This window comes from Phaeobacter gallaeciensis (assembly GCF_001678945.1).
Taxonomy (GTDB): Bacteria; Pseudomonadota; Alphaproteobacteria; order Rhodobacterales; family Rhodobacteraceae; genus Phycobacter; species Phycobacter gallaeciensis_A.
Genome location: NZ_CP015124.1, coordinates 2,319,731 through 2,334,011, shown reverse-complemented (window position 1 = coordinate 2,334,011; position 14,281 = coordinate 2,319,731). Strand labels below are relative to the sequence as shown.

General features: G+C 62.2%; 12 protein-coding genes. 2 read left to right on the top strand and 10 right to left on the bottom strand.

Annotated elements, in window-relative coordinates:
* Positions 1–51 precede the first annotated feature (51 nt).
* Positions 52–3,054, top strand: coding sequence for an aminotransferase class III-fold pyridoxal phosphate-dependent enzyme (locus JL2886_RS11155; RefSeq protein ID WP_065272067.1), 3,003 nt, complete (start codon positions 52–54; stop codon positions 3,052–3,054).
* A 91-nt stretch (positions 3,055–3,145) separates the two neighbouring features.
* Here the strand turns inward: JL2886_RS11155 and JL2886_RS11150 are convergent, their stop codons facing one another.
* A complete protein-coding gene (locus JL2886_RS11150; protein WP_065272066.1) occupies positions 3,146–3,328 on the bottom strand; it encodes a hypothetical protein in 183 nt (60 codons plus the stop codon).
* A 138-nt stretch (positions 3,329–3,466) separates the two neighbouring features.
* The gene (locus JL2886_RS11145) at positions 3,467–4,084 is read right to left on the bottom strand and encodes a L,D-transpeptidase (RefSeq protein WP_065272065.1); all 618 of its coding nucleotides are present in this window, start codon (positions 4,082–4,084) and stop codon (positions 3,467–3,469) included.
* Between the two features lie 167 nt (positions 4,085–4,251).
* On the opposite strand from JL2886_RS11145, the gene JL2886_RS11140 reads away from it, so the two are divergent.
* Entirely contained in the window at positions 4,252–4,746 is a 495-nt protein-coding gene (locus JL2886_RS11140; RefSeq protein ID WP_065273655.1) for a CAP domain-containing protein, read from the top strand.
* Positions 4,747–4,809: 63 nt separating this feature from the next.
* On the opposite strand, the gene JL2886_RS11135 is transcribed toward JL2886_RS11140, so the two are convergent.
* The 8 genes from JL2886_RS11135 to JL2886_RS11100 all read right to left on the bottom strand — a co-directional run bounded on the left by JL2886_RS11135 (position 4,810) and on the right by JL2886_RS11100 (position 14,245).
* Positions 4,810–5,328, bottom strand: a complete 519-nt coding sequence (locus JL2886_RS11135; RefSeq protein WP_065272064.1) for a L,D-transpeptidase family protein — start codon at positions 5,326–5,328, stop codon at positions 4,810–4,812.
* A gap of 63 nt (positions 5,329–5,391) precedes the next feature.
* Complete coding sequence (locus tag JL2886_RS11130) at positions 5,392–6,189, bottom strand: ion transporter (RefSeq protein ID WP_065273654.1); 798 nt, start codon at positions 6,187–6,189, stop codon at positions 5,392–5,394.
* Positions 6,190–6,212: 23 nt separating this feature from the next.
* Positions 6,213–7,460, bottom strand: a complete 1,248-nt coding sequence (locus tag JL2886_RS11125) for a class I SAM-dependent RNA methyltransferase (RefSeq protein WP_065272063.1) — start codon at positions 7,458–7,460, stop codon at positions 6,213–6,215.
* 78 nt (positions 7,461–7,538) lie between these two features.
* The gene (locus tag JL2886_RS11120; RefSeq protein WP_065272062.1) at positions 7,539–9,392 is read right to left on the bottom strand and encodes an ABC transporter ATP-binding protein; all 1,854 of its coding nucleotides are present in this window, start codon (positions 9,390–9,392) and stop codon (positions 7,539–7,541) included.
* Positions 9,386–11,230 (bottom strand): ABC transporter ATP-binding protein, encoded by a 1,845-nt coding sequence (locus JL2886_RS11115; protein WP_065272061.1) that lies wholly within the window; start codon positions 11,228–11,230, stop codon positions 9,386–9,388. Before JL2886_RS11115 ends, JL2886_RS11120 begins: the two co-directional genes overlap by 7 nt.
* Before the next feature lie 227 nt (positions 11,231–11,457).
* On the bottom strand, positions 11,458–12,621 hold the full coding sequence (locus JL2886_RS11110; protein WP_065272060.1) for a CCA tRNA nucleotidyltransferase: 1,164 nt from the start codon (positions 12,619–12,621) through the stop codon (positions 11,458–11,460).
* Positions 12,621–13,193, bottom strand: a complete 573-nt coding sequence (locus tag JL2886_RS11105) for a CoA pyrophosphatase (RefSeq protein ID WP_420480636.1) — start codon at positions 13,191–13,193, stop codon at positions 12,621–12,623. The genes JL2886_RS11110 and JL2886_RS11105 overlap by 1 nt, the downstream gene beginning before the upstream one ends.
* 65 nt (positions 13,194–13,258) lie before the next feature.
* Positions 13,259–14,245 (bottom strand): Hsp33 family molecular chaperone HslO, encoded by a 987-nt coding sequence (locus JL2886_RS11100; RefSeq protein WP_065272058.1) that lies wholly within the window; start codon positions 14,243–14,245, stop codon positions 13,259–13,261.
* Positions 14,246–14,281 lie beyond the last annotated feature (36 nt).

Genomic DNA, 14,281 nt, shown 5'->3' with positions numbered 1-14,281 from the left:
AAATAGGATCCAATATTGGGTTACCGCCGAAGCGGCGGATCGGGGGGTTTTATGACACAGGCGCATTGGGCAGCCGCATTTGCGGCACATTGGGGGATCGAGGCGGAGCTAACCCGCCTTGATGGCGAATACGATCTGAACTTTCTGGCGCTGGCGGCGGATGGCTCCGGCTATATCGTCAAGGCGATGCGCCCCGGCTGCGCGCAGGATCTGGTCGATATGCAGGTGCAGGCCCTCGACCATATAGCCAGGGCGGCGCCGGATCTGCCCTGCCCGCGCGTGATCCGGGCCAGCAACGGCGCCGCAATGTGCGCGATTGCCGATGAAACCGGCGCCGAACGGCTGGTCTGGGTCATCAACCAACTGCCCGGCCGCTGCTACGCCAAGGCGGCACCGAAATCCGACAGCCTGATCCACGAGGTTGGCGCGGTGCTGGGCAAGACCAACGCGGCGCTGGCGGATTTTCAGCATCCGGGCCTTGAGCGGGATTTCAAATGGAACCTGATGCAGGCCGGGTGGATTGCCGATGATCTGGATTGCATTGCCGATCCGGCCCGCAGGGCCCTGCTGACCGATATTCATGGCGCCTTTGCCGAACTGGCACCCGACCTTGCCAAGCTGCCGCAGCAGGCAATCCACAATGATGCCAATGATTACAATATCATCGTATCGGGAGAACTCAGCGAACCGCGCCGGGTATCCGGCCTCATCGACCTTGGCGATATGTGCAACGCGCCGCGCGTCTGCGATCTGGCGATCGCGGCCGCCTATATCGTTCTGGACCATCCCGACCCCGAGGCCGCGCTGGCTGCGCTGGTGTCCGGCTATCATTCCGCCTGCCCACTGACCCCAGCGGAGGTAGACATGATCTGGCCGCTGTTGCGGGCGCGGCTTGCGGTCTCAGTGGTGAACTCTACCTTGATGGGCGCAGAGAACCCCGATGATCCTTACGTGACCATCTCGCAGGCGCCTGCTTGGCGGTTCCTCGAAGGCTTTGACCTGAACGCCAAGCTGGTGAACGCCCGCCTGCGCGCCGCCTGTGGTCTGCCGGTGGTGGAGGGCGCCGATCGAGTGCTGGCGTGGCTAAATGCAGAACGCGGCAATTTCGCTCCCCTGATGGGCACGGACCTGAGCGACGTGCCGATGGGGTCGCTCTCGGTCGAAAACGCCACCTGGCCGCAGAACCCGTTCGATATGCCGCTGGAAGAAGCCGCCCGCGTCGGCGAGGAATACGGCACCGGCATCTGGCTGGGCTATTACAACGAACCCCGGCTGATCTATACCGCGCCCGCCTTTCGCAAGGGGCGCTGGAAGGCCAGCAACCGGCGCACCGTGCATCTGGGCGTCGATGGCTTTGCCCCGGCGGGCGCTCCCCTATATGCGCCGCTGGCGGGCGAGGTCTTCATCGTCGAGAACCGCGCGCATCACCTCGACTATGGCGGCACCATCATTCTGCGCCATGAGACACCGGCGGGAGACACCTTCTACACACTTTACGGCCATCTGGATCCGGAGTGCTGCGACCGCCTGAAACCCGGCGACACCGTGGCGCGGGGCGAAGCCTTCTGCCGCTTGGGCGATCCCACCCAGAACGGCGGTTGGGCACCGCATGTGCATTTCCAGCTGGCGATGACCACCGACGGGATCGAGGCCGACTGGCCCGGTGTCGGTGACCCGGACGAGATGTACCTGTGGCACGCGATCTGCCCCAACCCGGCGGCCCTGATGAACCTGCCCGATGACAAGACCGGCTATCAGCCCACCGACAAGGGTGAAGTCCTGAAAGGGCGCCGCGCGCATTTTGGCGGCAATCTCAGCCTCACCTACTCCGATCCGGTGATGCTGCTGCGGGGCTGGAAACACCATCTGTTCGATGAATGGGGCCGGCCCTATCTCGATGCTTATAACAACGTGCCGCACGTGGGCCATGCCCACCCACGCATTCAGGCGGTGGCGGCGGATCAGCTGAAGCGGATGAACTCCAACACCCGCTACCTGCACCCCGCGCAGGTCGCCTTTGCCGAGAAGGTGCTGTCGAAACTGCCAGCCCCGTTCGAGGTCTGTTTCTTCGTCAACTCCGGCACCGAGGCGAACGAGCTGGCCCTGCGGCTAGCCCGCGCCCATACCGGCGCCAAGGGCATGGTGACGCCAGACCACGGCTATCACGGCAACACCACCGGCGTGATCGACATCTCCGCCTACAAATTCAACGCCAAGGGCGGCGTTGGCCAATCGGACTGGGTGGAACTGGTCGAGGTCGCGGACGACTATCGCGGCAGCTTCAAACGCGACGATGCGAACCGAGCGCAGAAATTCGCGGACCTCGTCGATCCTGCGATTGCCAAGCTGAAGGACAAGGGACACGGGCTGGCCGGGTTTATCGCCGAAACCTTCCCCTCGGTCGGCGGGCAGATCATCCCGCCCAAGGGGTACCTGCCAGCGGTCTATGAAAAGGTCCGCGCCGCCGGGGGCATCTGCATCGCCGACGAAGTGCAGACCGGTCTGGGACGGCTCGGGGACTATTACTTCGGCTTTGAACACCAGGGCGCGCTGCCCGATATCGTGGTGATGGGCAAGCCCATCGGCAACGGCCACCCGCTGGGTGTTCTTGTCACCACCCGCGCCATTGCCGACAGTTTCGCCAAGGGGCCGGAGTTCTTCTCGACCTTCGGTGGGTCGACCCTGTCCTGCCGCATCGGCAAGGAGGTGCTGGACATCGTCGATGACGAAGGGCTGCAACAGAACGCCAAGGCCATGGGCGACCAGCTGATGGCAGGACTGCGGCAGCTTGAGGCGAAACATGCCTGCGTCGGTGATGTGCGCGGCATGGGGCTGTTTCTGGGGCTGGAGTTGATCAACGCAGATGGCAGCGAGGCGACCGGGATCTGTTCATACGTCAAGAACCGCATGCGCGATCACCGCATCCTGATCGGCAGCGAAGGACCCAAGGACAACATCCTGAAGATTCGTCCGCCGCTGACCATCGACAGCGATGACGTGGAGATGATCGTGCAGACGCTTGATCTTATTCTGGATGAGGTCGCCACCCTCTGAGGGCGGCCCCACCGGACACTCTGTTTCCGGCCAGCAGGCAATAAAAAAGGCGGTGGAAAACCACCGCCTTTTTAAATCTTGCAAGAAGCAATTAGTTGCTTGCGACAGCTGCGCCAACCAGGACCAGCAGCAGCAGCGGCAGCAGGATGCCGGAAGACGAGCTTTCGGCCTGCTCAACGATTACCGGTGCTTCGATAACGGGCTCTGCCAGGTTGCCGGCAGAAGCGGTGGAAGCGGCGGCAGTCAGAGCAGCTGCGATAACGAGTTTTTTCATGTTAACCTCCAGAATTCGCGTCGGACACAACAATGGCCTACGCACCCAAGACTTATCTCGTATTTTTTTCTAACCAAGTAACCCTCGGGAATGCAAATGCTTGTTTAAAAGGGCAGCCTTGCGCGTGCGGCAATGTCGTCAAATTAGCAACACTTGCGTGCCCACCTTGGTCAGCTGAAACAGCTGCGCGATGTGCTCGTTATAAAGCCCGATGCAGCCGTTCGACGATTTCCGCCCAATTTTGCGCGTATCGTGGGTCCCATGGATGCGGTAGAACTTCCAGCTGAGATACAAAGCATGTGATCCCAATGGGTTATCCGGTCCTGGCGGGATGTATTTTGGCCATTCAGGGTTCCGTTTCAGCATGTTCGGCGTCGGCGACCAGCTGGGGCCATCAACCTTGCGGATGACTGAAGTCCGACCCCGGCGGGTCAGATCATCGGACAAGGGCACCGAAGAGGGGAACAATTTGTAGACCGATTCATCCTCTGACCAGTAATGCAGCGCCCGGCTGTCGATATCGACGAGAATCGCTCCTTTGCGCAGATTGTCGAAATAGGGCCTCCAGTTTTTGGCGCGGAAGGCCGAGATATTGCGTTTGACCGGCGGTTCCGGCTCTGGCGGCGGGCGCAGGGGATCATAGGCAACATCCTCGTCCTGCGCGACACCTTCGGCGAGGGCCGGAGAGGACAGCAGCGCCGCCGACCCTGCCAGAAATTGGCGCCGGGACGGTTTATCAAACAGACTGTGGGTCATGGTCTTTCCCTGCAGGTAAACATCAAAATACTGGCGGTATATTATGGCTCTTAAGCCTCAGTCGCAAATCAAACCGCCGATTAAGGGTCCCGAATGGCCGACGCAGGTTTGCACCTGCGCCTCAGGAAGGCTAAGTGCAGGAACAATGAAACTGAGCGAGATGCATGATGACGCGTGTTTTCCTGATCCTGGCTGCTGCCTTCGTTACCCTTGCTGCGGCCTGCACTCCGGTCCCTCAGACGGGTGAGGGCGGCGGAACAGTCTACAGGATCCGCAATGCCGACAAAGTACAGATCCGTATGCTCGATTCGGTTAATGCACTGCGCCAGGCGGCCTCTGCCCCGCAGGTCCAGCTGAATGCCCAGCTGAACGCCGCTGCCGCCACCCATTCGCGTGACATGTCGGTTCAGAACCGTCCCTGGCACTTCGGCTCAGACGGGTCCTCGCCGCTGGATCGCGTCGCCCGCACTGGCTACCCCGGCTCCATGCTGGGCGAGGCGATTTCGGAAACCTACGAGAACGAGCTTCAGACCCTGACCGCCTGGATGGAAGACCGCGGTACCCGCGCGGTGATTCTGGATCCCAAGGCCACCAACATGGGCTTTTCCTGGTACCAAGAACCCAACGGCAAGATCTGGTGGACGCTGGTGATGGGCAACTAAAAGCCCGCTCACCGGGCAGCACTGCCCCAGGCTATAGGGACAGGCTGCGGATTCTCGACGCCCTCAGGGGCGCAGGGAAATCAGGGTGCCGGTCTGAACCATGGCGTAGACCTCTTCGATCTCGTGGTTCTTGACGGCGATACAGCCTGCTGTCCAATCCTTGACCCGCGCCGCACGCTTGCGGTCCTTGTGGTCATTCGGCTCTCCGTGAATGAAGATCTCTCCACCCGGCTTTTTCCCCAGGGATTGAGCATGGGCGACATCCGCCGAGTTGGGATAAGAAATGCCCACCGACAGGTGAAAGCTGCTGTTCGGGTTGCGACGGTCGATCAGATAGGTGCCTTCCGGCGTCTTACCGTCGCCTTCGACACGCTTGGCCCCGTCCGGCGCAAAGCCGAGATCGACCTCATATTCGCGCAACACATCCTCGTTGTTGAGAAGATACATTTTACGCGCGCCCTTGTTGACCACGATCGAGGTCACCTCGGGGCCTGAATAGCTTTTGAACTTGCTCTCAGCCTGGCTGCACCCAGCAACCATCGCACAAGAAACCGCTCCGAGCCCGAATAACCGCCTGTCCATTTTCGAACCTGTTTTTATTGACTGCCTGAGGCGCAGAATACCCGAAAATTTCCGAACTCGAAATCACTTCTTTGTCTGCTGATCCGCGGCCGCGCTGTCGGAAAGGCGCCGTTCGATGGCCTCCAGCCGCGCCAGAACCTCGTCGCGGTAGGCGCCAGTGCGCTGGTCGTCTTCTTCGGAATGGGCATCCTGCATGGAGTTCACAATAAGACCCACCAGAAGGTTCACCACGGCAAAGGTCGTGACCATGATAAACGGCACGAAGAAGGCCCAAGCATAGGGGTAGACCTCCATCACCGGGCGCACGATTCCCATCGACCAGCTTTCCAGCGTCATGATCTGGAACAGGGAATAGGCGCTGAGGCCAAGATCACCGAACCATTCTGGGAAACTATGACCGAACAGTTTGGTCGCCATCACCGCGCCAATATAGAAAATGATCGCCATCAGCAGGAACACCGAGCCCATCCCCGGCAGCGCGGTAATGAAACCCTCCACCACGCGACGCAGGCGGGGGGCTACCGAGATGACCCGCAAAACCCGCAGGATCCTGAGCGCCCGCAGCACCGACAGCCCCTGTGCCCCCGGCACCAGCGCGATACCGACGATGACGAAATCAAAAACGTTCCAGCCGCTGACAAAGAACCGCAGCCGCGCCACCAAAAGCTTGGCCAGAATCTCGGCAACGAAAATGGACAGGCACAGGTAGTCGATGAAATGGATGATCGGACCGATCCGCTCCATAATCCCGGCCGAGGTCTCCATCCCTAGCGTGACCGCGTTGATCAGGATGACCGTCGTCACGAACCGGCTGAACCGGTGACTGTCCAGGATCTTGCGAAGGGTCTGCATCACGCTCATCAATCCAGTCTGTTGGGTGCCTGTCAGCTGTCCAGCGTGAAACTGGCAGCCAGTTCGGTATGGGCGGACCAGCGGAACTGGTCAACCACCTGGACCCAGTTCAGACGATAGCCCGCAACGACTAGCGTCTTTGCGTCGCGGGCAAAGGTCACCGGGTAGCAGGAAACATAGGCAATAACCGGCGTGCGGGCCTGTGCCAGCTGGGCAATCTGCGCCTCACCACCCGCGCGGGGCGGGTCGATGACCGCAGCGTCGAAATGGGCGCCAAAGGGGTTCAGATCCTCAGGCAGCAGAGGATTGCGGAACAGATCGCGGACTTCGGAGGTGACCTTTTTCAGCCCCTGCGCCCGGCGCCAGCCCGCATCCAGCGCGGCAATCATGTCCCGCTCGCCCTCGACTGCGTGAACTTCGGCATCCTGCGCTAGTGGCAGGGCGAAAGTGCCGCATCCCGCAAAAAGGTCGACAAGGCGTTTGGCACCTTTGGTGATTTCCTGAACGGCAGACAGCAGCGCCGCCTCGCCATCCTTGGTGGCTTGCAGAAACGACCCCGGCGGCGGGCAGACGCGGGCGGGACCAAAAGCCTGCACCGGGGGCTGCTCCATCAGCACCTGCTCATCCCCCCAGGTGAGTCGGGCCACGCCGTTCTGACCAGCGATGCGCGCCAGTTCCAGCCGCAGGGAGCCATCCAGGGGCTTGCCCTCACGCACCATCACGTCCAGCCCGACCTCGGATGTGGTCAGCGTGACAGAAAGGGGCGCCTTGCGGCTGGCCCCGGCCATGGCGAGTTCCTCGGCCAATGGAATGGCCCGGATCAACGCCGGATCCAGCAGTTGGCAATCCGGAATCGGGGTGATCACATCCGATGCACGCCCGTGAAACCCCGCCATCGCGCCCTTCTTAGTGCGGCGCACGGTCAGGGTGGCGCGGCGGCGGCTGCGCGACGGCGAGGTATGGATGGGGCGGAATTCGGTCTCAAGCCCCTGCGCCCGCAGCGCGGTTTTCACCACCTCGACCTTCCAATCGGCGACAAAGGCATCGCTGGCGTGCTGCAACTGGCAGCCACCACAGGATTTATAGTGTCGGCACGGCGCCTGCACGCGGGTTTCGGAGGGCGTTTCGATCCGCACTTCGGTCAGCTGGCTGCCGCTGACTATACCGCTGACCACCTCTCCCGGCAGGGTGCGGGGGGCGAACAACGGGCCTTCGGCGACCCCGTCGCCCTGTTGGCCAAGACGGGTGATCGTAGCTGTGGTTCTGGCTGCATCTGTCATGCAGCGTAGATAGCCTGCACAGACCCGGCGCAAAAGAGCCAAACGGCACGGGGCGGGCAAACCCTCCTGCGCCGGTGGCTATTCGGCAGCTTCGGTCGAGTCTTCGTCGGTGCAGATAAAACCGCCGGACTGACGTGCCCAGAACTGCGCATATCGCCCGCCCTGCGCCAAAAGATCCTCGTGGCTGCCCACCTCGACCATCTGGCCCTGATCCATCACGATGATCCGATCCATTTCGCTGAGCGTGGACAGGCGGTGGGCGATGGCCAGAACCGTCTTGCCCTCCATCACCCGTTCCAGCGCGGTCTGGATTGAGGCTTCGACCTCGGAATCCAGCGCCGAGGTTGCCTCGTCCAAAACCAGGATAGGCGCATCCTTCAGGATCGCGCGGGCCAGGGCGATCCGCTGACGCTGACCGCCGGACAGTTTGACGCCACGCTCGCCCAGATGCGCCTCATAGCCCTCGCGCCCCTGACCGTCCGCAAGATCCTGAATGAACTCATGCGCCTCGGCCTTCTGTGCGGCGGCGATCAGCTCTGCCTCGCTGGCATCGGGGCGGCCATACAGGATATTGTCGCGGGCGGAGCGATTGAACATGGCGGTTTCCTGCGTGACCATGCCGATCTGCCGCCGCAGGCTGTCCTGGGTGACGCCAGTGATGTCCTGCCCATCGATCAGTACGCGCCCCTCTTCGGCATCGTAAAGCCGCAAGAGCAGCGACACCAAGGTCGACTTCCCGGCGCCCGAAGCCCCGACAATGCCCAGTTTCTCCCCCGGTTTGATGGTCAGGTCGATGCTGCGCACGCCGCCGATATTGCGGCCATAGGAAAAACTGACGTGATCGAAATGCACCTGTCCCTCGCGCACCACCAGATCGCGGGCATCTTCGGAATCGGTGATGCGGTCGAACCGGGCCAGCGTCTTGATCCCGTTTTCCACCTCGCCCACGTTGGCGTAAATCCCCATCAGCGCAAAGCTGAGCCAGCCGGTCATCTGTGCCAGCCGGATCGCGATGGTGCCCGCCGCCACGATATCGCCTTCGCTGGCCTGTCCGCCCTGCCACAGGAGCAGCGAGGCACCGATCATCATCACCGGAAGAACACCGGCGCAGCCCATCAGGCAGAAGCGGAAGCTCGCTGACAGGGTGCCAAGATGCAGCCTAGCATCGCGGTAGCCCGCCATGGCATCCTTGGCGCTTTCTTCCTCGTTACCAGCATGGGCGAAAAGCTTCACCGTCTTGATATTGGTGATCGTGTCGACCACCTGCCCGGACACCATGGCCCGCGCCCCGGCCATCTTGCCCGAGCGTTCGCGGACGCGCGGCAGGAACCAGCGGATCAGGCTGAAATAGCCGATGAGCCAGATCGCAAACAGCCCGGTAATCCGCCAATCGATCGACCCCAGAAGGGCAAAGGTACTGATCAGCGCCGCAAGGCCAAAGATCACCACGTTGATCCCCTCAACCGCGACCTGCGTCATGGCATTGGCGGTCTGCATCTGCTTTTGCGCAATGCGCCCCGCAAAATCATCGTCGAAATAGCTGACCGACTGGCCCAAAACCCAAGTGTTGATCCGCGACAGGATCAGCGGCGAAATGAAAGGCTGCACCAGCACCGCATTGGCAAAGGCGCCGAGCCCCAGAATCGCCGGGCGAAACAGCAGGAAGAAGGCCGCAAAGGCCACCACCACCAGCATATGTTCGGCAAAGAAGGCCTGCGGCCCGGCATCAACCGCCGTGTCGATGATGAATCCCAGAAGAAAAGCGTTGAGCGTATCCATACCGCCGGCCATCACCGACAGGATCGTGAACAGCCCCAACACCGGCCAGGCCCCCGCCAGCGCCCAGCGCGCAAAGGCCACAAGCGTTTCCGGCGGCGGCCCTGCGGCAGGCCGGAACGGATTGAGACGCCGGTCGAGAAAGGATTTCAGCATTGTTCTTCTGCCTCTGCGTTCAGAAAGCCACCCGATTGGCGTGCCCAGAATTGTGCATATAGGCCGCCCTGCTGCAAAAGCGCGTCATGGCTGCCCTGTTCGGCAATCCGTCCCTGATCCAGCACCAGAATACGGTCCATCTGGGCGATGGTGGAAAGGCGGTGGGCGATGGCAATCACCGTCTTGCCCTCCATCATGCCATAAAGGGTCTCCTGAATGGCGGCCTCGACCTCGGAATCGAGCGCCGAGGTTGCCTCGTCCAGTAACAGAATCGGTGCGTCCTTCAGAATGACCCGCGCCAGGGTGATCCGCTGACGTTGCCCGCCAGAGAGTTTCACGCCGCGCTCGCCCACATGGGCGTCATATCCTGTGCGCCCCTGCGGGTCCTCCAGATCCAGAATGAACTCCTGCGCCTGGGCCTGCCGGGCGGCGGCGAGCATCTCTTCCTCACTGGCATCCGGGCGGCCATAGAGCAGATTGTCCCGCACCGACCGATGCAGCAGCGCGCTGTCCTGCTGCACCATGCCGATATTCTGGCGCAGGCTGTCTTGCGTCACCTGCCGGATGTCCTGCCCATCGATCAGAATTTGCCCCCGGTCCGGATCGTAGAACCGAAGCAAAAGCTTCACGAGCGTCGATTTGCCCGCACCAGAGCGCCCGATCAGGCCGATCTTCTCACCCGGTTTGATGATCAGGCTGATGCTGTCCAGCCCGCCTGCCTCGCGGCCATAATGGTGCGACAGATCCCGCAGCTCGATCTCTCCCGCGCTCAGTTGCAAAGGCTGCGCCTTTGCTTGATCGACCAGCGTGATCGGCTGGGCGATGGTCCGCATCCCCTCGGCCACCACGCCCAGCTGGCGGAAAAACGATGTCAGCGCCCACATGATCCAGCCGGTCATCGCGTTGAGCCGCAGCGTCAGCGCGGTTGCTGCCGCTACCACACCAACCGAAGCCGCGCCTTGCATCCACAACAGGAAGGCCCAGCCGACGACGCCAACGATCAGCAACCCGTTCAGCATGACCAGAACCCCATCCATCACGGTGAAGATCCGCATCTCGTCCTGAAAGGTCGTGCGCGCGTCCTCGATCGCCTCTTTGGCATAGGAAAGCTCACGATCATCATGGGCGAACATCTTGACCGAGTGGATATTGGAATAGCTGTCCACCACCCGCCCCGTCACGGTGGAGCGCGCATCGGAGGCCGCTTCGCTGGCCGGGCCCACGCGCCGCACGGTCCAGCGCACCAGCAGCGCATAAAGCGCGAACCAGATCGCCAGCGGCAGCATCAGCCGCGCGTCGGCGGCAAAAAGCAGCACCGCAGCCCCCACCAGATAGGCCAGTGAAAAGGTGATGGCGTCAAAGACCTGAAACACCACCTCTCCGGCGGCCGGGGGCGTCTGCATGATCCGGTTGGCAATGCGGCCGGCAAAATCGTTTTCGAACCAGCTGACCGATTGGCGCAGCACATGCCGATGTGCCCGCCAGCGGATGAGCGTGCCGAAATTGGGCAGGATCGCATTGTTCAGCAGCAGCACATCCACCAGCTGCAGGGCGGGCCGCAGGAACAGGATCAAAAGGGCGACGACGATCAGCTCGGTGCCGTGATCCTGCCAGACCTGAGCGGGCGTTCCCCCCAGCAGATCCACCACCCGGCCCATGTAATAGATCAGCCCGATCTCGATAGCGGCCACCACCACCGACATCATCGCCGTCAGCACAAAGACGCGTTTGAAGGGCTGGGCATAGTCGCGCAGAAACGGCCAGAGCCGCGTCGGAGGCACGTCTTTTTCGGGATAGTCGCAATAGGGATCAATGAGGTTTTCAAAGAAACGAAACATGAGCGGGTGCTCCAATCACTTGAGCAAATTATGGAATGCGGACATGCGTCAGATGGGTGCCGTCAAGGCCCCCTGACAAACGGGTGGTATCGGCGTTAGCTGTACCAGATCCCGTAATACATGAGCATTCCTCCCGGTGCCTGTCGTCCACGACTGCCCAATGGATAATCACCCATCCTGCCTTTGTCACCCCGTTTGTCTCAGCTTGCGACTCCGCGGGGGGAGGATCAGCCGTTCAGCCGTGCCAGCAATGCCGCGCGATCAAGGGAAAACCCCGAGGCGATCCAATCCGATTCCAGCTGTTTCAACGCCGCGCCCAGCGCCGCACCACTAAGGTCTGGCATCAGGTCCCGCGCCGCCACCGGGCAGGTCTGGGCGCTGCCATGAGTTGCTGCCGCAAGCGCGTCCGGCGCCAGGGGTTGCTCGAGCAGTGCTGCCCGCAGGAGCAGCGCATCGCGCCCCTGATCCGCGCCCAGCCGATACCCCAGCTCACCCGCGCCCAGGGTGCCGGTTGCAGCCTCATAAAGGCGTTCCAGCCTGCGCGCCTGATCCTTGCTGAGCCGGAGCGATTCTTGCAGGTCTGCGCCGCCACTGATCGCAGCCAGCCGCCGGATCGGATCGGCAGAAAGCCCAGCCTCGCCCTCAAGATGGACAAGCGGCGCCAGCGCGCGGTCATCCGCCCCCGGCAGGATCTGTCCCAGAACCCCGGTCTGGCGCATTACCGCCACCGCAGGCGCCGGATCCGGCGCGTCGAGCAGCTTCAACAGTTCTGCCCCCACCCGTTCGCGCGACAATTGTCCCAGCCCGTCGAGGTTAGCCGCAATCGCAGCCAGCGCATCGGGGTCAAAGCCTGCAGCTTGATCGCCATACCAGGCATGGAATCGGAAATAGCGCAGCGAGCGCAGGTAATCCTCGCGTATGCGGTGGTCTGCTGTGCCGATAAACCGGATGCGCCGTGCCTGAAGGTCGGGCATCCCGCCCAAAGGATCGACAATGCTGCCGTCTGGGCGCGCATAAAGCGCGTTCACGGTAAAATCCCGGCGCGCGGCGTCCTCGGCGATATCGGTGGAAAAGGCAACGACGGCGCGGCGGCCATCGGTGTCCACATCCTTGCGAAAGGTGGTGATCTCATGCGGGATACCGCCCTTGATCAGCGTCACGGTGCCATGGTCGATGCCGGTCGGAACGGCGCGGATCCCAGCCTTTTGGGCCAGCGCCAGCACGGTGTCCGGCGGCACATCCGTGGCGATATCAAGATCGGAAACTGGCACCCCCAGCAGTGCATTGCGCACGCATCCGCCCACGAACAGCGCTTGCGCGCCCGCCTCTGTCAGCGCGGCGCAGACGGCCTGCGTCTCGGGCGCATGCAGCCAGGGTTGGTCGATCCGCATCAGCTCTGCATCCGGTCTGCAAACTGGCGCAGCATCCGTGCGGTGGCCCCCCAGATGTAATAGGGACCATAGGGCACAGTGTAATACCGCCGCCGCGTACCCCGCCAGCGGCGCGATTCGATGATGTAATTGGCCGGATCCAGAACATGAGAGAGCGGCACAGAAAAGACCTCGGCCACCTCGCCCGCCTCGGGGCGGATGTCAAACTCTGACCTGAGCAGTGCCACCACCGGCGTGACGGTGAAACTGGTGACCGTTTCATGGGTCGGCAGCGCGCCCAGAACCTCGGGCAGATCCTGCGGCAGACCGATCTCCTCCCAGGCTTCGCGCAGGGCAGTATGAGTGACATCCCTATCGCCCTCGTCCACCTTGCCGCCCGGAAAGGCGATCTGCCCCGGGTGGTGTTTGAGCGCAGAAGACCGTTTTGTCAGGGTGACCCGCGGGGCACCTGAGGCCAACGAGATCGGCACCAGAACGCCGGCCGGGCGCAGCTTGCGCGCCTGCGGCAGGGACATCTCCGGATTGAGGTCAAAATCCGAGGACCCCGCATCCGGGCCGCTTTGCACGGCCATGGAAAGGCGCTGTTTCAGGTCCTCGGGAGTGTCATACATATTGTCGGTCGCTCAGCTCGCTTTGGTCAGGACGGCGGGTTTTCGGCCTCAAAGCCCAGCGTCTTCGGGGCCAGATCGTAATGGGCGCCACAGAACTGGCAATCGGCGGTCACCCGGCCGTCCTCTGTGGTCATCGTCTCCAGATCCTTGGCCGAGTAGATCGACAGGCTGTTGCGCACCCGCTCTTCCGAGCAGGTACAGCCAAACTGCACCGCCTGCGCATCATAGACGCGCGGCTGTTCCTCGTGGAACAGTCGGACCAGAAGATCGGTCGGCGAGACCGTTGGGCCGATCAGTTCCAGATCCTCAACCGTGGCCAGCAGCATATTGACCCGGTTCCAGTTTTCCGCGGTCTCTTCCGGGATCAGATCCGCCGCATTGAGGATATCCCCGGTGCCCTGCAGTTCTGCCGCAAAGGGCGACGCCTTGGGCATGTGTTGCAGCATCATGCCACCCGCGCGCCAGCGTTCGGAGACGCCCGGTTCGGAAGATTTCCCAAAGCTGAGGCTGAACCGCGTGGGCAGCTGCTCGGACTGGGCGAAATAGGCCTCGGCGCAGGCCGAAAGCGAGCCGCCCGCCAGCGGTGTGATCCCCTGATAGGGCTGCATATCGTGGCCCTGGTCGATCATGATGGCAAAATACCCCTCGCCCACCTGATCAAAGGGCAGGCCGGGCTCCAGCCGGGAGGGATCATAGCTGGCATAGGCGCGGATCCGGGCCGGATCGCCCTCTTTCTCTGGTGCATAGTAATCGGTGGCGATCATCCGCACGGCGGCGCCCTTGGACTGCACCTGCAGCGACAGTTTCCAGCGCAGTTTGATGGTCTGGCCGATCAGAGCGGTCAGCAGGGCCATTTCGGCCACCAGCGCCTCCACCTGGGGCGGATAGTCGTGCTGTTTCAGAATACCATCCAGAACGCCGTCAAGACGCGCGACGCGGCCGCGCATGTCCGAGGCATCAAGCTGGAAGGGCAGGACCGTATCGTCCCACGCGATTTTCGAACCAAGTGTCATGGGGTTTCCTTACACGCCGGAGGTTGGCATATCGAG